8 protein-coding genes are annotated in these 21,088 nt (G+C 69.4%); all 8 read right to left on the reverse strand.

Annotation, left to right across the window (positions count from 1 at the left end):
• Positions 1 to 81 precede the first annotated feature (81 nt).
• Positions 82 to 14,148: a WXG100-like domain-containing protein gene (locus ACZ4LX_RS24455; RefSeq protein WP_467643692.1), complete on the reverse strand. Its 14,067-nt coding sequence runs from the start codon at positions 14,146 to 14,148 to the stop codon at positions 82 to 84.
• Positions 14,149 to 14,151: 3 nt separating this feature from the next.
• Entirely contained in the window at positions 14,152 to 14,472 is a 321-nt protein-coding gene (locus tag ACZ4LX_RS24460) for a hypothetical protein (RefSeq protein ID WP_467643694.1), read from the reverse strand.
• Positions 14,472 to 14,990 (reverse strand): YbaB/EbfC family nucleoid-associated protein, encoded by a 519-nt coding sequence (locus tag ACZ4LX_RS24465; protein WP_467643696.1) that lies wholly within the window; start codon positions 14,988 to 14,990, stop codon positions 14,472 to 14,474. Before ACZ4LX_RS24465 ends, ACZ4LX_RS24460 begins: the two co-directional genes overlap by 1 nt.
• A 58-nt stretch (positions 14,991 to 15,048) precedes the next feature.
• Positions 15,049 to 18,003: an AAWKG family protein gene (locus ACZ4LX_RS24470; protein WP_467643699.1), complete on the reverse strand. Its 2,955-nt coding sequence runs from the start codon at positions 18,001 to 18,003 to the stop codon at positions 15,049 to 15,051.
• 52 nt (positions 18,004 to 18,055) lie between these two features.
• Complete coding sequence (locus ACZ4LX_RS24475) at positions 18,056 to 18,544, reverse strand: type VII secretion system-associated protein (RefSeq protein ID WP_467643702.1); 489 nt, start codon at positions 18,542 to 18,544, stop codon at positions 18,056 to 18,058.
• Positions 18,545 to 18,611: 67 nt separating this feature from the next.
• Positions 18,612 to 18,941 carry a WXG100 family type VII secretion target gene (locus ACZ4LX_RS24480; protein ID WP_467643705.1) on the reverse strand — a complete coding sequence of 110 codons (330 nt, stop codon included), beginning with the start codon at positions 18,939 to 18,941 and terminating at the stop codon, positions 18,612 to 18,614.
• Positions 18,942 to 18,995: 54 nt separating this feature from the next.
• Positions 18,996 to 19,349 carry a hypothetical protein gene (locus tag ACZ4LX_RS24485; RefSeq protein WP_467643708.1) on the reverse strand — a complete coding sequence of 118 codons (354 nt, stop codon included), beginning with the start codon at positions 19,347 to 19,349 and terminating at the stop codon, positions 18,996 to 18,998.
• A gap of 259 nt (positions 19,350 to 19,608) precedes the next feature.
• Positions 19,609 to 21,087 carry a type VII secretion protein EccB gene (gene eccB, locus ACZ4LX_RS24490; RefSeq protein WP_467643710.1) on the reverse strand — a complete coding sequence of 493 codons (1,479 nt, stop codon included), beginning with the start codon at positions 21,085 to 21,087 and terminating at the stop codon, positions 19,609 to 19,611.
• Position 21,088 lies beyond the last annotated feature (1 nt).

Consider the following 21,088-nt stretch of genomic DNA (forward strand, 5'->3'; position numbering starts at 1 on the left):
GGGCCCCGCTACCGCAGTGCTGCACTGATCCTCCATCGATGACCGGCTGACAACATGGCGTTGACCATAGCTTTTGTCGTGTCATGCACGGTCGCTGGCGAGTATTGCCATGACCTTGTTGGAGAGTGGGGACGGGGAGTCTGCGTCGTTGTCGCCCTGGGGCGCGGGGAAGGTCTGCCAGTCGGTGCCCTTCGGGGTCAGCAGGCCGAGCTGCACCGGGCGGCCGAGCTGTTCGGCGAGGCGCTTGGCGATCTCCTTGGCATCCCGGATCCTCTCCTCTTCGGTTCCGCTCCATGTCTCGTCCTCGCGGAGGTCGAGCCACAGCTCCGCCCCCGGCCCGGTGGGTTCGTGATGTGTGATGCGTTCTGCGAAGAAGTCGGCCATCTGCTGAGGGTCACCGGTCGTCAGGGGATCGCTCCCCTCGTGCTCCCGCATCAGTGAAGCGCCGTCGAAAACGTGTTGCGTGACGTGGCCGGGCAGTACGCCGAGGCCCAGCAGGTCGCGTTCCGGCAGCCGTACCTGTGCTGTGCCCATGACCTGGTGCTTCTCCGTCGGTCCCTGGACGGTGATCACTGTCTCGACGTCGACCAGATGCGTCTGCCAGAGGCGCTGGTCCGTCGGTTCAGAAGTGACGCCCTGCCGCTGCCAGCTGCGGTCGGTCGTCGCGTGGGAGCCGCCGGGCGTCGGGTGCTGCTTCTGACTCTGGACCAGCGGTGCCACGGTGCCCAGCGCGAATGTCTTCGCCTCGTTCGCGTCGTACTTGGTCTGAATGTTTACCGCGTCGCTGTTCGAACGGGTCACCGACGACGAGGCGAGGTCCGTCTCGATGTACACCCGGTCCATCGCCATGGAGCCGGTGTGCGAGAGCGATACCGGGCGCAGCAGGTCGACGGAGAACGTGACCTGCTCGTCGGAGGATCCGAGAGCCACGGAGCCGAGCAGATTCGCCATCTGGAGCCCGTTCAGCGTCACCGATTCACTCTGTACCAGCTCCGTGAACTGCACGGCGGCCAGCTCGCCGGCCTCCGATCCCTGTCCGGCGTCATCGGCCGTCAGCTCCGCGACGAAGCCCAGCGCGGGCGCCACCTTGTTCACCGCGGCCCGCAGATCATCGACCCCGGTGAACGAGTGCACCACCACACGTCCGTTGCGCGGCAGTTTCCGGGGCGGACCGACGCCCAGCGAGCGGTCGGCGTTCGCCTGGTGCGCGTCACTGCCGGTGAGCCGCAGATCGACCTGGACGCGCACCGAGGGGGTGTCCGGGATCGGCGTGGCGGCCGGGTACTCCCAGAGCCCGTCCAGCCACTTGGAAACCTTTGTCGCGGACAGGGTGTTGAGGGCGTCCTGGAACAGCGCCACGACCTGGACCGGCAGGACTCTGGTCCGTACGGCGGCGTGGTACTCGTACGTGAGCCGGAACTCGGCGGCGTTGTCGGTCCGGAGCCAGAAACGCTGGTCCGAGGATGTTCCCTGGGTCGTGATGATCGCGCTGCTGCTGCTGAGCACGCCCTGGAGGGCCAGGGTGTCGGCGTGCTGACCGACCGGAGTCCGTGGATAGGTGGTGCCCGACGACCCCGTGAGCGTGTGCTTCTTGGTGACGCTATGGGACACCAGGGTGTTGCCTGGCACCTGGCTGAACGCGTTCTCCTGCCCCGACCCGGTGTCGGCCTCGGTTCCCATCAGAGTGTTCAGATCGTCGGTCGAGGTGGCCCAGACGGACACCTCGACGAGCCTGGTGAGTCCGTATCGCGTATGGATGAAGTGGACGCGCACCGGGTTCCCGTGGCCGTGGGAGGGGAGCGTGCGCATGCCCGCCGTGGACGTCAGGTTGCTGATGCGTGCCCGTACTCCCGGACTGTAGGAGTCGCCGGGTGTGAGCAGTCCGGGCGCCGCGTTCTCCACCAGGTCTTTGATGATGTCGCCGAAGCGGTCGCGTTCCGTGTCGGGCACGTTCGGTGCGGTCTCGGAGGTTTTGGGGGCGAGCGGGACCGCGTTGAGGACCGTGCCGACGCCGAGGAGACGTCCGTCCCGGAGCGTCGGAGGGAAGGCGATGTCCTTCTCCCCGTCCTCGGGAAGGACCAGGCCGTCGATGTCCGGCAGGAACTCCCGGTTGCGCCGCAACTGGCCCGGTGTGGTCAGGAACTGGAGTCCGCCGGGCACCTCCACCGCCACCTGTGTGAGGGTCGGTCCGAGGCTTGCGAACGGCTGGAGCATCTGCGGCGTCGCGTTGAGGAGGAGATTGCGGTTGCCGCGCCGGATCGTGATCACGTAGGTCGCGTCGGCCTCGATGCGCAGAAGTCTCATCGACTCGGCGGGCGTACGGGTGACGGTGTTGGACGTGGTCAGGCTCTCGCTGTGGTCCTTGCGCTTGTTGTAGGCGTGCCCGAAGGAGGGCCGGAACCACGGCACGGCCTCCGGCTTCACCGTGAACGTGGTGGCGTGGTTGTGCGAGGTGGCCTTCGACTTCTGGAGGGCGTGCGACGCCGAACTCGCCGCACCCGTCTCGATGTACTGGGCGTGCCCCTCGGGGTCCGACAGCAGCTTCGGCCGGGTGGCGTACCCCTGGATCTCCACGGAGTACTCCGTGTCGCGGGCGCTGCCCGGCAGGATCAGGCCCTCGATGACGTAGCCGCCCTTGAAGATCTGGTGGCCGTGGGCAGCGAGCTGACCGGCGTTGATGGCGATCTGCAGTTGCTCGGCGAGGGGCGTGGTGGGGTCGTGGGCCTCGTTGCCGATGAGGGACCGGCTGAGCCTGTTGCGCCCGGAGGGGGCGGGCACAACAATCTCATCCGAAGCGTTCGGATTCGCGTCCGTGTTGGCTTTGATGAGCTTTTCCAGGCGCGCGAGCACGCCGTTGCGCAGAAGGTGCGCCTCTTTGGCGAGATCCACGAACGCGTCGTCCGGCAGGCGCAGGGGCTTGATCTGGGTGGGGTTCTCGTTCCCCAAGGGCACGAAGGAGAGCAGAGCGGTATCGCTGTTCTGCCCCGTCGTGGTGACCTCACGTATCCGGCCGGGCCGCGGCGTCGGGAGTTCGGCGTCCAGGGCCGAGGTGCGGTCGAAGGGCACCGCTATCACGACCTTGGGGGATTCGGCGGATTCCCTGTCCATCTGGATGGTGATCCTGTCCGCCGGGGGTGCCGTGGTGAACGGAGGGACAGGACTCTGCCCGTTGCTTTCGGTGATCGTCAGCACGAAGTCCGCCGGTATGGAGAACACTTCGGTCGGCTTGTTCCGCGTGAGCACCAGCTGATCGTGGCCGAGCCCTTCGGTGTCGGTCGCCGTCTCCGTCGTCTGCGGGAATTCGTACGCGTACGTGTAGCCGAGCGCAGCGCTCAACGGCGCGCCGAGGGGGACCGGGAACGAGGCGCCGACGCCCCCCGTCCATCCCGAGCTCTCCGCCTTCTGCTCGGAGCCCGGCAGGAGCAGCCCCGACATGTTGATGGTCTCGACGTCATCGCGGGATTTCAGATGCTCGATCGCCTCCTGCGTCCGGCGGATCGCTTCGAGGGAGAGCTGCACGCGACGCTCGGACGCGAATTGTCCGCCCGGGAGGGTGAACCAGACACGGTGGCCGCCCGCCGTCATGTCCTCGAGTGTGGCGCGCAGGCCCAGTTGCGAGCGCATCTGCTCGAACAACCGCAGGTTGGCCAGGCGTGCCGCGACCGTCTTCTCGTCGGGACGCGTGGTGACGTCCTTCAGCCACTGGCCGACCTGCTCGCCCAGGGACTGTGCCCCGCTCCGGGGAAGGGGCGGCAGGAAGCCCTCGCTACGCAGCCAGCTCTCGGCAGCGTCGAAGATCTCCTTCGTGCCGTCGATCCGCAGCGGCGTGGCCGACCGGCCGATCGCCTGGAGTGCGGCGATCTCCGGAGCCGGCTTGCGGCTCTCCGCGTCGACTCTGTGCGGGTCGGGCAGCATCCGAATCCTGACCGCGCTCGTACCCAGGTCGAACTCGGGTGTGCTGGAGCTGTCCCGGCCGATCAGATGGGCGGTGTAGCTGACGGTGGCAGGTACGAGCCGGTGTTCCTTCGTCGTTCGGAGCGTGTGGTTCGTGATGGTGGAACCACCTGAATTGTGTCCGTACGTCCAGAGCTTCTTCCGGTTGGCCTTGCCTCCACCGGACGCGCTGAGATCCGTCAGGCCCACGGCACGGAGGAGTTGCGACGGCAGGTCGCCCAGTATGTTCACGGCGGCTTCGAGGCTGATGCCCGAGCTGACCTTCACCGACGTGTCGAGCTTCATCGTGCGGGTGAGGTGGCTCTCCAGGAAGAAGCTGTCAGGAACCTTGGAGATGGCCGCGTTCTCGACGGATTCGATACGTGCGTCAAGGCGCAGCATGCCCACGACGTTGCCGTTCGGCGCGTACAGAATCGGGGTGTACTGGCCGCCCTTGCCGTCCGGGCCGACCCGCTGGAGGGGCAGTGCGCCGCGCTGGTTGGGCTCGCTGAGGAGGGTCAGAACCTCCTTGCGCGAGTCCTCGCTGAGCGAGGCGAGCAGCTTACGGAAGGCGGGGTCGGCAGTCGCGGCCCGCAGGAGGGATCCGGGATCCTTGATCGAGTCGACGCCCCAGAGCGGCAGGGCGTCCAGGGCCTCGTTCAGCGTCGCGGAGTCGCCCCCGGAGTTCTCCGGGTGCGTCTCGGTGCTGTCCGGCGGGACTGTTTCCTCGGCGACGGCCACGCGGTCGGGGAAGTACACGGTGAGCGGGCCGAGGTCCTTGCCCTGCCCCTGCTGCTGATCGTGAGCGGTGTCACCGGAGCCGCTACCGGTCCGGTCGCTCACCCGTACCTGCCAGTGGGAGGTGAAATCGACCGGATGCGAAGGGGTGTTGTTGCGCATGACCTGCGTCTGCCCGACGGAATCACCGATCGTGGAGGCGAAGCTTCGCTGATTGTGCGTGACGTTCAGCGATGCGCTGAACAGCAGACCGAGGGCGGAGCCCTTGATCGACTTCAGGGCGAGGCTCGCGATCGGGAACAGCAGCGAGCGCGGGTTGACCGACCCCGATGCCGAACTGCTCTCGAGAGCGCTCGTCGACCGCTTCTCGATACGCCGCTGCGGGTCCTCCAGCGTGTAGCCGCTGTACTTGGTCGAAGTGACCGGGTCGGAGAGGGTGAGCAGGACGTCCACGGTGTGCGAGCCGTCTTTGAGCACGACGGTCACGGCCAACCCGTGTTCACCCAGCAGATAGGGCATCTGCGCGTTCAGCTCGGCGGCTCCGAACTGGGCAGCGACCTGCGCGTGCACCGCGGCGGTGTCGGAATCGGAGAGCTGACGGCCGCGGCCGAGGGCGGCGATGAACTCGTCGGCGAGCGCCTTCACCTGTGCCGACGACAGGGGATCGAACTGTTCCATGCCGACACCGGCGAAGCCCGTTCCCCGGACACCGTAGTTCCTGACGTACTTCGACAGGTTCACGGTCGGGGGCGCCGCGCTCGCCGGCCACGAGGACGCGTCGTCGTCCTCGGAGGGGACCAGCCGGTCCGTCGCGGGGACGACGGGCAGGGGCAGGGAGGAATCGGCGGTGTGCAGCGGGATCACGGCGTGCATGCTGACCCGCTCGACGGTCCGCAGATACTCCTCGGGCATGGTCAGCAACGAGGCCTGGTCGGCGTGGACCATCAGGCCGTCGGAGTGGACGCCGGACGCGTGCTCGTTCCGGCGGAAGATGAAGGGATCTCCCTGGTTCGTGTCGGTGTACTCGTCGGCGAGACCCAGATAGTGCAGGACCTCGTGGAGCAGCACGGCGTCACTGTGGCCGACGTCCCAGTGGCGCTGGTCGGCGCGGGCCGGCGAAGCAGCCCGTGCGAGCGTCACCGCTTCGCTGTGATCGGGTTTGTCCACGAACTCCGCCGTGACGTACAACTGGTCGCCCGAGTCCGGGAGCCGGTAGCCGATGTTGACGTGGGCGTCGAGCGCGGCCTGGACCCGCTCCTGCACAGCGGCGAGGTCCTGCGCGTTCAGCCCGTTCGTGAGGGCGACGGGCAGTGTCACGAAGAAGTGCCGGACCGTCCGCCCGTCTGGCAGCCGCTCCCGCCGGACGTGGTTGCGGATGAGGGTCATCGCGCCGTTCAGCCGCCCCGCGGCACGATGGTCCTGTCGCGTCAGCGGGTCGAACCGCTCGGTGTGCACCGCGGCGGTGCCGGTCCCCATGAACCGTCGCATCTCGTGCGGCAGTACCGGGTTGTCGACCAGTTCACCGACCGGGCGGGGGGCGGGAGTGACGGTGCCGGAACCGTTGCGCCGCGCCGCCTGCTCAGGAGGCGGGATCTTCTCCTCGGACGGGACGCTGCCCGGGGGACCATCGGGTGCTTTCGAGGTCGGCCAGGTCGGAGGCAGGGACGCCAGGGATTCCGTCAGAGGGTCGGTCGGCGGCGGAATCCGGAAGCCGCCGGCGGCGACCGGCTCGGGGTTGGCGTGGCCGCCGGGCCCATGGGCCGACGCCAGCGCCTCGGCGGATGACCGCCACTCGTCCGCCACCGCGTCGAACTCCAGCTGCGCCGCCTCTGCTTGCCGCAGAAGTTCCGCGTTCCGACCGGCGACCCGCAGCTGTTCGGCAGAGGTCCGGGCCCGCCCTTCCGCCTCGGCCACGGCGACGACGAGTCCGGGGCGCCGCTGTTCGGCCGCGGCACGACTCGCGGCGGCGTGCGCGAGTTCGGCCTGAAGGGCATTCCGCTCGCCCTCGATCACCAGCGCGCGCTGACGGAGCCGGTGCGCGGTGTCCGGGTGCGGCGCGGCATCGAGACGCCGACGGACCTTGTCGAGCTGTCCGTCCAGATCGTGCAGGTACGGCCGAAGGTCCGCCTCCGTCGTGTCCAGTAGCGCCAACTCGGTTTCGAGCGAAGCGAGTTCGTTGGATGCCGACTCGACCGCCAGTTGGTTCTGCTCGTGTGCGGTCTCCGACTCGGTGAGCAGGGCCGACGGGTCGCTCTCGTTCTCACCCCGCGACAGGGCACCCTGCGCTTGATTGGCCCGGGCATCACTCAGGGCGAGAGCCGCCTCGTCGTACCGCGTGAACAGATCGGTCCCCCTGAAGGGCGCACCGCCCTCGGACCAGGTGAACTGGACTCCCTCGTGCCCGAACGTCCAGAACCGTGTCCCGTCGCCGTCCCGCAGCGCCAGCTCCACGGTGAAGGCGCCGGTCCTGGCGATCCGGGCCGCCCGGTGCAGCGCCTCCATCCGGGCGCCGGCGGAGGGCGTCTCGCCGAGGTCGAGCCAGAGCTGCGTCACGTTTCCCGAGGGGGGAGTGCCTGCGGCGGCGATGCGTCCGTCCAGCGCCGCGGAATCGGAGGGCTCCACCGCGGACAGGTCCCAGACCCCGTCGCCCCGGTCGGGTTCCGTGAACATCCCGAGCCCGAGGAGGTCGCGCTCGGGTACCCGCATCACCGCGGTCCCCGTGACGTAACGCACGGCGCCGTCCGGGCCGGTGACCGTGGTGACGGTGTCCACCTCGACCTCGTGCGTCCGCGCCCCCCTTTCGGCGTCGGGACTGCCGGGTGTGCCGGTCTTCTCCCAGCGCCGGTCCGCGGCGCTGATGCCGCCGCCCTGACCCCCGGGAACCGACTGGTACTGGACGACCGGCAGGGAGAAGCCGAGGCTGTGGGCGTCCCGGGCGCCGGACACCGACAGTGTGAAGGCGGTGGACCGGGTCTTCGACGAGCTCGCCGACGTACTGAAACCGACGGTGCGTACCCGGTCGACCGCCACCCCCAGGGTGCTGTCGACCGGACGGGGCCGGAACACCTTGGTGGTCATGGTGACCTGCGGGTGCGAACCGGTGCCGGCCAGCGGACCTCCGAACCCGGCCGCCGCGCGCACCGGGTCGAGTGTGATCAGCCCGCCGTGCAGGAGCTCGGTGAGCAGGATGGCAGCGCCCTCGTGCGTGCTGCCGGAGCTGAGGCCGCCACCGGCCAGGGCAGGCGCCACCTGCTGCACGGCGTCCAGCAGCTGACGCTGGTTGGACAGGGCGTAGACGACCTCCTGGCCGGTCGCCCGCAGGGGCTTCGCGCCGGACACCTTAGTGTCGGGAACGGTGGTGTGTACGTCGTCCGCCAGCGGTTCGTGCGTCGGGTCCTGCTGGTCGCGGTCGCCGGAGAACCGGAGGACGACCTTGGCATCGACCGGTTCGGCGAGGGTGTGGGTCTTCCCGTCGACCGTCACTTCGGCGGTGTAGAGGTAGGCGAGCGTGAACTCGTCTCCGCTGTCGGTGCGTTGCCAGACCCGGTCCTCGGCCGTGGTGGTCGTGACAGTGGAGTCGGCACGGTTGGTCGAGTTCGAGAAGCCGGGGCCGACGGTCACCCGGTCGGTGAACAGATGGGGCGTCGGCACCGTGAAGATGCTCGGCACGCTGATTCCCCAGCGGGTGGTCCGGCCGGTGCTCTTCGTGATGTTGGCGGGCGAGTGCGTGGAATAGTTCTCCAGGGCCGAGCCGGGGCCGGCCTTCCGCCCGCGTACGAGCTTCATCTGATCGGCGTCCCAGGCGGGCCGGCCGTGCAGCGAAACGGTGACGATCTTGGTCTTCACCCCACCTGAGTACGGGAAGGTGAACGACAGCGGCTGGTCCCTGCCCCTGCCGGGCATGATTCCGAGAGCGGCGGGCGAGGTGTAGTCCGCGATGCGCTGGTACAGGCCGGGCACATAACCGGCCCTGCCCGGGGTGAGACTTCCCGGGGCGTGTTTCTTGACCAGGGCGACCAGATCGGTGCGCAGCCGGTCGTGGTCGGGAACCGGGTCGGGAACCGGGCCGTCCACCGGGTCGGCCGACGGTGGGGGCAAGGGAGAGGCGAGAGGAGTGGCTTCGAGAACCGCTGCCAGTCCGAGCGCGGCGAACCTGCGGAAGCGGTAGGGGAGCCGCGCGTTCTGCGGCCGGGTGTCCCCGGCCGGTCCCGCGAACTCGATGAGCGTCGCGTGGCCGCTGCGACGGAGCTGATCGGGGGTCGCCAGGAACTGCATGCCATTGGGAACCGAGAAGGTGCGCGTCTTGGCTGCGGCACTGATATTCACCGGAGCGACCCCTCGGGTGCCCCGGCGGATCGTCACCTCGTAGGTGACATCGGCCAGGATCCGGACCTGGGTTCCGCTCTCGGACGGCACACGCGTCATGTTCGTCTGCGACGAGCTCGTCATGGACGTGCTGCTGCCTTTGCCCCAGACCCCCTTCACTCCGGAGCCTCCCCCCGCGGCGGGAGTGCTCTGCGGATCGGCGGCCGAAGCTTCGGCATCTTCCGTGTTCTGCCCGGACTTCAGCCCGACGCCGAAGGGGGTTTCGTGCGAACTGTTCTTGCTTACCTGGTGCGAGGCGCTGTCCGTGACACCGAGGTCCGTCTCCCCGTACTGCTTCACCTCACCCAGCTTCCTCGGGTTCGTGAAGACGGTCCGGACCTCGATCACCAGGTCGGTGTCGGCCAGCGCGCCGGGTACGAAGAGGTCATCGATGACGTACACACCCTTGTTCAGCTGGTGCGCGCGCGACAGCAGGGCGGCGGGGGAGAACTGGGCGTGGATCACCTCGTGCAGAAGCAGCCCCTGGTCCGCGCGATCGCTCCCGAACAGGGTCTGCTTGACGACGGACCCGGCGTGCAGGACGTAGTTCCCGACGGACTGGGCCGCACTGGCCGCTGACGACCACCACAGGTCCGGCCGCTTGGCAACCGGGGATTCCGTGGGTTGTACGGCCCGGCCGGAGGACGTGAGAGGGACCAGCGGGATGTCGCCGGGCTGTTCGGGGATCGGCTCCTCCGGCTGGGACGCCTTCTGCTCCAGCTGCCCGGCGGCAGCCGGGTCCTGCGAGAGGTCCCGCAGCATCGCGTCGATCGCCTTGAACGCCCCTCCGCTGCCGCGCATGACGTCGACGAGGGCACTGTCCGGCACGGTGAAGGCATCCGGCCGCTTCTTCAGGTCCGCGAGCGGAACCTCGCCCGCCGCGGCGGGCACCGTCAGGTCGTAGGGAAGGGCGGTATTCGGGCCGTCGAGGGCACGGCTCTTCGGCACGGCCAGGTCGACGAAGACCTGCGGCGTGTTGTCCGCCGAGTCGCGGCCACGGGAGTCGTAGAGGTGCTCGGTCCCCGTACCGGTGCCCTCGAACACATCCAGCGTGAGCACGGCGGGTATCCGGAACACCTCCGTCTGCCCGCTCGTCAGGATGAACTGAGTGTGTGCCACCGATGCGGACACGGACGAGGTCTCCGTGGACTGCCCCATCCACTTGTAGCCCCCGTTTCCGCTGATCCGGACAGGGCCCAGCACGGGAGCGGTGAGCTCGAAGCCGGTTTCGAAGGATTTCGTACTGGTGGTCGACTTCTGGCTGATGCCCGGAACGGTGAGACTGCTGGCGCTGGGCATGTGCACACCGGACAGTGTCTTCACATGCACCACCTGGGCCGCGTGGTCGCGTTCCAGGCCCAGGAGGAGATGCACGCGGCGCACGCCGCCGCCCACCTGCGGTTTGTTGAAGTAGACCGCGAGACCCCCGTCGACCATCTCGTCCACCGTGCCGGCCAGCCCGTTCGCGGAGGCGAGCATCTCGAACTTGCGCAGGTTCTCCATCCGGGCCTTGACCAGGCTCTGATCGGTGAAGGAGGTCGCCTCACCGGGGCGGGGCAGGAACCCTTCGTCCGTGAGCCACTTCCTGGCCTCTTGGATGACACGCGCGACGCCGTCCCCGTGGACGGCCAGGGGAGTGGCGGAGACGCCGATGGCTTCCAGCTCGGCATGCTCGGGGGGCGGCTGGGACGTCCCGGACGGCGGTGTTCCGTTGACGGTCTCAGGGGCGAGGGTCCGTATCCGCACATCCGTCGGAGCGGCGGACCAGGGGGTGCTCCGCGTCCCGTCCGCCGCGACGAACTCGACGTGGTACGTCACCGCGGCCGGAGTCAGTATGTGCCCCGCGTTGGTGCGGAGATTGTGTATCACGTTGTGCGTGGCTCCAGCGCCGAAGCCGTGGTCCCACTGCTTGTTGTAGCCGACCTTGACATTGCCGGACAGATCCGTGCCGATGTCCCCCAGGATCCCCTCCAGTTCGTCGGGCCGGAGGTTCAGCGCGGCGGCGACCGAGAGGTCCCCGCCGAGAGAACTGGCCACCTTGGACAGGGAGCCGGTCTTCAGCTGCCGGTCCATGAAGCGTTCGAGGCTGTACTTCTCGCCGACCTTGATGTCCCGCAGGTTCCGGCCCGCCCGGGGAGAGACGTCCGCGACGACGTGGAACATGCCGAGGACGCTGCCGGCGTCGTCGAGCAACGGGGGCGACCAGGTTCCCGTCGTCAGCTCGCCCGTCGCGGCGGTCCGCCGTTGCAGAGGCAGTGCCCCCAGCAGATACTCGCCGCCGAAGAACAGCTCGGCCGCCTTGCGCGACTGCGGTGACAGCGTGGCCAGTTGTGTGCCGAACTGCTGGGCCACCTGCCTGGACAGCGCTCCGGGGTCCGACATCGAGTCCATCGCCCACAGAGGCAGTACATCGAGGTGCTTGTCGAAGGCCTCCGGGTCCCGGCTGATGACATGAGGGGGGCCGGAGTCCGTCGAGGGCAGGGCCTGGTGCTCGGGGAACCACGCGGTCACGATGCCCCGGTCCTGCTTGTTCGCCCACTCCTGCTGCGTGGAGGAACCGACGCCGTCGCCCTCCGAGCCCGGCACGGGGGCCCGCCGCACGGACCACGACGCCCGGTAGTCGAAGGGAACCGCCGACTCCGTGCTGCGCAGCAGGCTGCTGGAGTTGAGCACACTGTCGACCGTGGTGGACGTGCTCCTCTGCTGGCGCGTGAGGGTGACGCTGGGGTTGAGCGAGATCCCCGTCAGTCGTTTCACGGCGCCCTTGAACAGGGTGGCGACGTACGACCCGGAGACCGTGCGGACCGTCGAAGTGGTCCCGGTCGAACTGCTGGAGAAGGCTGCGGCCTGGCGCTGCTCGTTGTTGTGCGGAGGCTTGCGGTTCCCGCTTCCGTACAGCGTGGAAGGCGTCGCGTCCGACAGGTTCAGCCGTACGTCGACATCCTGGGGCTTGCCGCCGACGGTGACGGTGATGCGGTGCCCGTCCTGGCTGAGCAGCATCAGCCGGTTGTCGTGCAGGGCCTGCGGGCTGAGGAGCCCCCGCAACTGCTCACGGACGCCGGCCTTCTCGGAGTCGGTCACGGCGAGGTCGTCCAGCACCTGCGCCTGGAGCCCGGCCGCCACCTCGTCGTGGATGGGTTCCAGCTGGATGCCTCCGATACCCGAACTCTGCGGGGTGCCGAAGGTGTTGACGTCGGTGGAGAACATGGACTGGCGGACGGACAGCGGCAGCGGCGGCAGCGGCGGGGGTGTAGGAGGAGGCGGTGGCTGCGATGTCTGGGGCATCGGCGGTTGTGGGGCGACCATGACGGGCGGCGGGGTGACTGCGGTCGGCTGCTCTGCGGACGATGACGTGGGATCCAGCCCGACGTGGTCGGTCTGCGCGACGAGGTCCGGTGCCGGGTTGTTGAGGTTCGTGGTCCGGCTTGCGAGGACCGGCTCCTGCCCGGTGGGGTCAGGTGCCTTGCTGGGGGACCAGGTGCTGGCCTCGTCGTTGTCGTCACGAGCGAGGCGGTCGTGCGCCGCGAGGGAGTCGGACCCGGGCAGTGGAGTCTGCGAACCGGTCTGCACCTGCTGGTTCTTCTCCCCCTCGGTCTGCGGGGTCGTATTGCTCTCGGTCGTGATGCTCGGCGTGGTGAGCTTTTCGTCCGCCGGCGTAACCTCCGGCGTGAGGTCCGGCGTGAGGTCCGGCGTAACGTCCTGGTCGGGCCCCGCCGTGAAGCCGGCCGCCTCGGCGTCGTTGGCCGTCTCCTGTCCGGCGTCAGGGCCCGGGCCTCCGGACATACCGAGGCGTGACGGCAGGTTCAGGTGACCCAGCTTGTCCCGCAGCCCGGCGCCCAGGCGCTCGCCGCCCGACTCCAGGAGGTGCCCGACCCGGCCCTCGACCATGCCGGAGCCGAACGTGAGTCCCGACGTGGTGAAGGTGTGCTCGTCGGAGAAGACCAAGTTGTAGGTGCCCTCGGAGACGGCGGCGTGCACGCCCTCGAACGTACCGGTGACGGTGGACCGCACCGTCGTCTGGAGGAAGTTCTGCGCCAGCATGTCCGCCGTGCCCTGGCCGAGGACCCGGGCGACGGGAGCGTCCAGCTGGTGGGCGATCGGCTTCAGCGTCTGTTCCAGCGCCTGGGGCAGATCCTTCTTTCCCGTACGGTCGAGCACCGTACGGGCCCACGCACGGCCCGCGTCCTTCGCCTGACCGCCTCCCAGATGCTTCTGGAAGGTGTTGCCGACGGCGTTGACGAACGCGTCACCCGCCTCCTTGGCCGTCGGGCCCGCCGTGCCCGGGATGTGTGTCTTGAAGGCGGCCGCGATGTCGGTGCCGAACGAGGTGACGGCCTTGCCGCCGCCCGGGCCCTTGGCCGGAGGCATGACCAGGTCCAGCTGTTTGCCCAGGTTCGCCCCGCCGTCGGTGCCGAACACCTTGGCGAGCCGCTTGCCGAAGGCGTTGCCCAGCCCGTGGAACGGGCCCGCCATCAGGCCCTGCACCGCCCCGGACAGGGCGGCGGCCGTGGTGAGCTTGGCGTCGTAGCCGTCCCGCGTACCCCGGTTGAGCTGCGTCCACTGCACCATGGAGTCCATGGCCACACCCATGCCGATGTTGATGACCTCGTGCATCAGCACGGTCCCCAGCAACTGGGCGAGGCGGGAGCGGATGATGAACTGGGCGATGGCCTGCCGGGTCAGGTAGGCCTGGATCGAGGCGCCGAAGAAGAAGGCGAGTGCGGCCGCCACGGCCGCCTCGACCAGCAGCTCCACGAGCTGCGCGATGATCATGTACTTCGTGTACTGGAGCTGGGTCGCACTCTGGCGCGTGAAGTCGGACAGCAGCTGCGCCTGGTCCGTCACCGCGTTGAAGTAGTCGAGCCCCTCCTGGCCACCGAGGAAGCTCTTCATGGCGTCCTGGTACACGGTGGAGGCATCGCCGCCGAAGTTCTGCCGCGTCATCCCCATGGCTTCCGCGACCTGCCGCTGGATGTCCTGGGTGAGCTTGCCGTGGAGGCCGCGGTGCACCTCGGCCAGCTCGAACATCTTGTCCTCGTCGCCGTTCGGCGGCACTTCACCGGTCAGGGCGGCGAACAGCCAGGCGGCCTCCGGCGGAAACTCCAGGGACACGGCTCAGTGCTGCTTCGTGCCGTGGCTCTGCAGCGCGTCGAGCACCTGGCCCTGCTGCGCACGGAAACCGCTCGCCGTGTCGGTCAGACTCGCGGCGCTGCCGGACAGCGCCGAGCTGAGCTCGCTGATCCCGGCCCTGGCGAACTCGACCCCTTCGAGGTACATCGAGGCGAAGAGGTCACCGAACGCGTCGTCCCCCCAGCAGCCGTGGTACGAGGTGACCTTGTCCAGATAGTCGTCCCGGACGAGAACGAGCCTGTCGGCCACCTTCTCGACGGCCTGCCCGCTCTTGCCCAGTCCCTGGGTGTCGACATCCAGTCCCATCACCGCGCCCCTTTGCCGTTGCCGGATTCGTATGTGCTCTCGTCGTCATCGTCGACCAGCTCGTCCAGCAGCGCGCCGGACGAACGCGCCGGCGGCTGCTCGGGGGGCACCGGAAGCCCCTCCTCGCGCAGCGGGGCGAAGAGTTCGTCCCAGCTGAGCTCCCCGAAGGAGCCCGCGTCCGGTGTCTCCCGGGTGCCGTCCTGCTTCAGCCCGGGGATCGGCCCGAACGGCCGGTACACCTCGGCGAGCGCGCCGGCCGCCTCGGCGCGGGCCGCTCCGATCGTGGACATCAGTACGCTCGCGAGCTCGGCGGGGGCCATCGTCCGGTACCGGGCCGTGGGGAAGCGCAGCCGGGTCAGCTCGCCCTGCGCCCCCACGGTCGCCTCGACCGAGCGGTCCTTCGCCATGACCGTGGCGGAGATACGGGCAGCGGCCGACGCGGCCTCACCGAGCTTCGCCCGGGTCTCCTCGAACTCCGCCAGCGCCTCGGCCAGCCGCTCCTCCATCGGATTGCTCATCCGTCCACCGCCGCCTTCGTCCGTATCGCTGGAACCGCTGCCGCACACCCGGGCCGGATCATCGCCCGATCACCCCGGCCACGCCGCCCTCGTCCGTGCCCCACACGTCCTCGTCCTCGCTCACCCAGGTGTGCCGCTCGCGCTCGTCGCTCTGGGTGCCGCCGCTCATTCCGCCGGCGCCGCCCATCGGCGGCATCATCGGGGTACCTCCCGAGGAAGTGGTGGCCGGGCGCCTGGCCGCTGCCGCCTCCTCCGCGGCGAGCTGCGCCGTGCGGGTGCGGGCGCCACTGGCGTCGGTGAGCCCGGTGCGCAGCCGTTCGGCGGCGGCGCCCGTGCCCGTCGCGGCGGCGCCCGTACCGCCCATCGGGTTGAGTCCCTGTGCGCCGAGCGGGTTGGCGCCGAGAGGGATGCCGGAGCCGGACGCGGCCCCGCTGCCCCCGGACCCGGCGCCGCTCAGGGGTGAGGCCTGCTCGTCGCCGTCCGGGTAGTCGTAGTAGTCGTACAGCGAGGAGCCCAGGCCCGAACTGCCGCCGGTGGAAAAGTCGTTGAGGCCGAGCAGGCTGCTCCGGGCGGCGGTCGTGAGGCCGTTGGCGTCGGTGGTGACCGTCCGCCCGTCCGGGTAGCTGATCTCGTGCCCGCCGTCCTTCAGCTGCTTGTCGACGGTTCCGTCGGGGTACGTCGTCACGGTCGAACCGTCGGCCTGGTGCGTGGTCCGGGCCCCGGCGTCGCCGCCGAGCGTGTTCAGATGCTCCGTGGTCTTGTGCCCCTGGGCGTCGGTCGTGGTGAACGTGCCGTCCGCGCCGAGCTTGGTGGTGCTGCCGTCCTTGTAGGCCGTCGTCACCGAACCGTCCGCGCCCACCGTGGCGACGGACCCGTCCGCGTACGTGACGGTGGACGTCCCCTTGCCGAGGTGGGCGACCGTCCTGGTGCCGTCGGGGTCGACGGTGGTGACGGTTCCGTCGGCCGACACCGATGTCCTGGTGCCGTCCTCGTAGGTCGTGACGGTCGTTCCGTCCTTGCCGAACTCGGTACGTGAGCCGTCCGGGTTCTGCACCGTCTGCCCCGGGCCGGGGTGGGTGGTGGTGCTGTTGCCCTGGGCGTCGGTCGTGGTCAGTGTGCCGTCCGCGGCCGTTCTGGTCGTCGTACCGTCCTGGTACTGGGTGACCGTGCTGCCGTCCGGCTTGATGGTGGTCCTGGTGCCGTCCTGGTACGTGACGGTCTCGCTGCCGTCCTTGTTCAGTACGGTCCGGCTGCCGTCCGGATTGACCGTGGTGACCGTGCCGTCCCGGCCCACGGTGGTCGAGGTCCCGTCCTTGTGCGTGGTGGTGCGCGAACCGTCCATGTTGTAGGAGGTCGTGCTGGAGTCGGGGCCCTTGACCGTTTTGAGGGCGGATCCCGTCATCCCGCCGGAGCCGGTGGTCAGCTGACCCGGGTTCAGCGGCAGCATCGTGTTGCCGCCGGCCGGTGTGGTCACCTGGGTGCCGTCGGGATAGGTCGTCACCGAGGAGCCGTCCGCCTTGCTCACGGTGGTGGAACCGTCCGGGTTGTACGTCACGCCGTCCGTGCCGGCGAGCCCGGAGCCGGCCGCGCCGGTGCCGCCGGTCTGGTTGAGGTTCAGTCCGGCGGGCAGCTTCGGCGAGTCCGCCAGGGGGTCCGTACCGGCATCCGTTCCGGCGCCCGGCACGAGGCTGTCGGTATCGGTGTCGCCCACCGCGTTCGGGCTGAGCGGTGACTGGTCGCTCGCGGCGGGGTTGGAGAGCTTCTCCTTCAGCGCGTCGCTCTCCTTCTTGGCCTCCTCCTTCTCCTTGAGAGCGTCCTCCTTCTCCTGCTTCGCCTCGTCCTTGGCCGTCGCGTCGGCCAGGCTGGATATACCCGGGCGGAAGACGAAGGAGGTACGGCCCTTGCCGGCGGCGGAGAGGGCCTTGTTGAGGGTGGCGGCCGCGGCGGTGGCGGGCGCGTCGAGCTTCACACCGATGTTGGCGGTCCACTCGTTGTACGCCGCGTCGGCGATGTTCTGCCATGCCTGGGCCTGCCGCAGGTCACCGTAGGGAGGCATGCTCACCTGATAGCCGGCCTGACGTACCCAGTTCAGGCCCGACCCGTCCATCTGGCTGATGTTGTTGGCGTTGATCCACTCCGCGACCCGGTCGAGCACCTTCAGCAGCACCGCGGTGGGCAGCCACTCCTGGCCCGGCTGCGAGGTCCAGTCCTGCCAGGCCGCGTAGAGGGTCGTCGCGCACTCGTGCAGGGCCTTCTCGGCGGAGATCAGGTTGTTCCCGATGCCCGTCCCCGCCTTGTAGGAGGAGTGGGAGGGGGAGACCTGCACCGTGTCGACGGGATCCAGGTCGTGGGCGAAGTTCTTGTACCCGGTGTTCAGGCCGTCGATGAGATTCCGGAAGACGCCCGCCGCCTTGCCCCGCAGGGCCGCGTTCTCCTCACCGAGGTCCAGGTGCCACTGTTCCAGGGTGCGCGCGCGGGAGGAGAAGAAGTCCCGCACCCGGTCGAACGCCATCGACGTCTGGACGAAGCTCTTCAGGTTCAGGCCCGCCTCCGCGCCGACGCTGCGCGAACCGTAGGTGAAACCCACGGTGTCGAACTTCGTGCTCAGCTGTTCGAGGGCCATGCCGTAGCCCCAGTCGAAGGCGCTGGCGGTGCCGTCCTTGCCCCAGTCCCAGTCCATGCCCGTCTTCAGCCAGGGGAAGGTGATGCTCACCTGGTAGGTGTCGATCTGGGCGTCGCTGCCGGGGCCGTCGTTCGCCCCGTAGAACTGGATGAGGCGTTCGGCCTTGCCCGGAGACGGGGCGCCGCCCGTCGGCGTCGTCCCGTTGATCTTGGTGATCGTCGGCGTCATCCACCGGGTGTCGCCCGCGGCCTGTTCCTCCGTGGACGGATTGGCGCTCCCGTTGCCGCTGTCCTTGCCCTTGATGCCGCCGACGTCTTCGCGGGTGCCGCCGTCGAAGCCGGTGAGCTGCTTGACGATGGACTCCCACAGGGCGGGCGAGGGAGTGGTCATAGGGGCGCTCGATCTCCGTACGGTGGGTGGGCTGGAGGGCGGACCGCCCGGGTCAGACGGTCGTCCTCGTGGTCAGGTCGTCCTCCACGTTGTGCAGGTCGTTGAGGAACGTCGCGCTGTCGACCTGCTCCAGGCTGTCCTGCTGGGCCTTCTTCATCTCCGCGATCGTGGTGCCGAGATTCAGCCGGATGTCCCGGAACAACTGCTCCTGGGAGGATTCGACGGGGTGGAGACTGGTGGCCGCGCTCTTCACGAAACTGAGCAGCACACCGCCCGCGAGGGCACCCGACTGCTGGTTCAGGAGCCCGATCTGGAGCCCGCCGGCGCCGAACGGGGCCGAGGGCGTGGCGAGGGCGTCCGACAGCGTCTTCATCGACATGACCGGGCCGTCGGCCGAGCTGCCGTCCAGATCGGTCTGAAGTTCCACCAGGGCGTCGATGACCCCCTGGACGCCCTCCGTCGTTCCGTCGCCGCCCTTGCCGTCGATGAACTTCTGGAGGTTCTCCGGATCGAGGTGGGACAGATCGAAGGAGGTCGCCATGACTTCTCGCAATCGCTGGGAGCGGGACGGGCCGGGCAGTGTGGTGCGGACAAACCGTGCGGGACGGTCAGCCGCCGATCCGCACGTTCGACCACTGGTCGGCGCTGCGGTTCTCGTGCTTGCGGTACAGGTCCGAGATCTCGTTGAGCGTGCCGCTGTGGCGCTCGAGAACCGTGCTCAGCTGGTTCGACGCCTCGTTCCACGCGGACTGCTTGCCCTGGTAGGTCGCCGCGTCCTGCCCCTGCCAGGCGCCGCGCAGACCGGCCAGTTCCTCGTTCAGGGCGGTGATCGTGTTCTGGATCGCCTTCGTCTGCAGGCGCATGTCCTCGGCGGCACGGTCGACATGGCTGTACTCGACGTGGATGATGCCGTCGGTCTTGTTGGAGTAGTCAGGCACGGGAGCTCCTTGAGCGGTCGGAGGCGAAGGAGGGAGGCAGTACGGGAAGCCGCGTCACTTGCCGGTCAGGATGCCGAAGACGCTGTTCGACTTTCCGGCGGCGGTGATCGTGTCGGTCGTCTGCGCCTGGAGGCCACGCTGCTGGACCCCGGTCTCCTCCAGCTTCTGCATCATGTCGCCGACGTTCTTGGTGATCAGGTCGACCTGCTGGCTCCAGTCCGCGAGCAGCCGCTGGAAGGCGCCGCCGTCCTGGCCGCCGTACGCGCTGATCAGCCCCTGCATGGTGGTCTTCACGTCTTCCTGCGCGCGCTGGACGCCTCGCTTGGCCTGGTCCAGGGCCTGATAGCCCTTCACGTTCTCGGCCTGCGACGAAGTCTGGAGATTGCCGGGCGGGGGAGGCGTCGACATGGTGGGTTCCTTGTCTGAGCGGGGGCGGTACCCGGCCGGCGGCCGGGTGAATCCCAGAGCGGTGCGCGTCGCGAAGGCGAACATGCATCCGTCAAATATCAATGCTAAAGAAGCTTGTGTGGCCCATGCAATCCAATGCGGTGAAATCTGAGCTGCTATTGATCTTCGGGACCCGGTCCGTCCGATATGTCGGGGCGTGTGGACAACGGCCGCCCTCCCCCGACATGACGTGCCATCAAGGTGACCGGGGAGTACGGACTCAGCCGCACCGCGTGCCTGCCGCCCCCGGCACAGCCGGCGGCGCGGGCCGTTCGCCCGTCGCGGCGGCCACGTCGAGCACCGGCCCCGTGGGCAGCATGTCGAGGAGCCTGGACGGCACGGCCTGGGCGTGAGCGCCCTTGAGGCCGAGACGGCTCACGGAATCCGCGTCCGGCAGCCGGTACTTCACCCCGACATCGGTCACCAGATACGTGGTCGTCCCGATCACCCCGCCCCCGGCCCCGAGCGCCTGCACGAGCGCACCGCCTCCCGGCCGGACCGCTACCCCGTCCACGGGCAGGCAGGCTCCACCGATATCCGCGCCCGTGGCGGGCGCGGCGACCGGCGCGGCGTCCGGCAGCAGAGCCAGGCGTACCCGGGGCGTGTCCCCGTCCGGCTGGAGCTGCGCGCACACCGCCGTGCCCTCGGCGATCACCTGAGCCGCGGGCGTGCGCACCGGCCACCCGGCGGGGTCCCGGCCGGCCTTGCCCGAGGGCGCCTGGTGCCGTGCCAACTGGTCGGCGGTGAGGGGGACCGCGGCCGGGACGGCGCCGCGGTAGGCCCGCTCGGCGGTCCGGTCGTCGGCCAGGACGAGCGCTGCGGCGGGGGAGCCGAGCGGGCGCAGGCCCGCCTTCTCCAGCAGGAAGTACTGGGCCGCCGCACCGGGCGAGGAGAGCATGAAGACCTGCCCGATCCGGCTGGGCCTGCCACCGATCTCCGGGCCGGCCCCGCCCCGCCCGTCGATCTCCGGTGGTGCCAGGTCCGCGCCCGCCGGCACGCTGTCCAGGAACGCCGCCGACACCTGCGCGGGCGTCGCTCCCGCGTAACCGAGCGCCTGCGCGGCACCGTGTCCGCCCAGCCGCAGCCGGTGGTTGCCCCACAGGAGGTACTGCGTGGAGTCGGGGCCCTGGACGAGCAGCGCCCGGCCCGCCGCGGGGGAGACACCCTCGGCGTCCGCCCCCAGACGCAGGGAGGTGACGGGCCGCCGGCCGGAGCCGTCCGGCCCGGTGTGCTCCGGCTCCTGCGCGCACACCTGCCAGGCCCCGTGCTCCAGATCGCCTGCCGACGGCAGCGCGTCCGGCGCCCCGGGTATGCCCACCGGCGTCCCGTGCGCCTCGCCGCTCAGCGAGGCCGCCGAGGCCGACACGGTCGTGAGCGGGTCGGCCGTGATCAGCCGGGCCGAGGCGTAGTTGCGTACCGGCCGCAGCACCCCGTCCAGATAGAGATAGCGGGTACCGGTGTCCTTCTGCACGATCAGCGCGTCCGCCTGCCGCCAGGACTTCGTACCGGCCGGCGAGATCAGCCCGAACAGCAGGAACCCGACGACCATCACCACCCCGAGGCCGATGCCCCACGCCATGCCCCGGTTGGTGCGTCCCACGGGGCTCTCGGGCGAGTCCGGATCACCTCGCAGCATGCCGCTGGTGAGCCGCCCCATGACGAACATGTGGGCCTGGACCTGGTCCTTCCTCGACTGCATG

This window comes from Streptomyces sp. NPDC026062 (genome assembly GCF_055568375.1).

Excerpts from the sequence above, each read along its gene's own strand:
- ACZ4LX_RS24475 (WP_467643702.1), bottom strand. The coding sequence starts at position 18,544 with ATGGCGACCTCCTTCGATCTGTCCCACCTCGATCCGGAGAACCTCCAG.
- ACZ4LX_RS24485 (WP_467643708.1), bottom strand. The coding sequence starts at position 19,349 with ATGTCGACGCCTCCCCCGCCCGGCAATCTCCAGACTTCGTCGCAGGCC.
- eccB (WP_467643710.1), bottom strand. The coding sequence starts at position 21,087 with ATGCAGTCGAGGAAGGACCAGGTCCAGGCCCACATGTTCGTCATGGGG.
- ACZ4LX_RS24470 (WP_467643699.1), bottom strand. The coding sequence starts at position 18,003 with ATGACCACTCCCTCGCCCGCCCTGTGGGAGTCCATCGTCAAGCAGCTC.
- ACZ4LX_RS24465 (WP_467643696.1), bottom strand. The coding sequence starts at position 14,990 with ATGAGCAATCCGATGGAGGAGCGGCTGGCCGAGGCGCTGGCGGAGTTC.
- ACZ4LX_RS24460 (WP_467643694.1), bottom strand. The coding sequence starts at position 14,472 with ATGGGACTGGATGTCGACACCCAGGGACTGGGCAAGAGCGGGCAGGCC.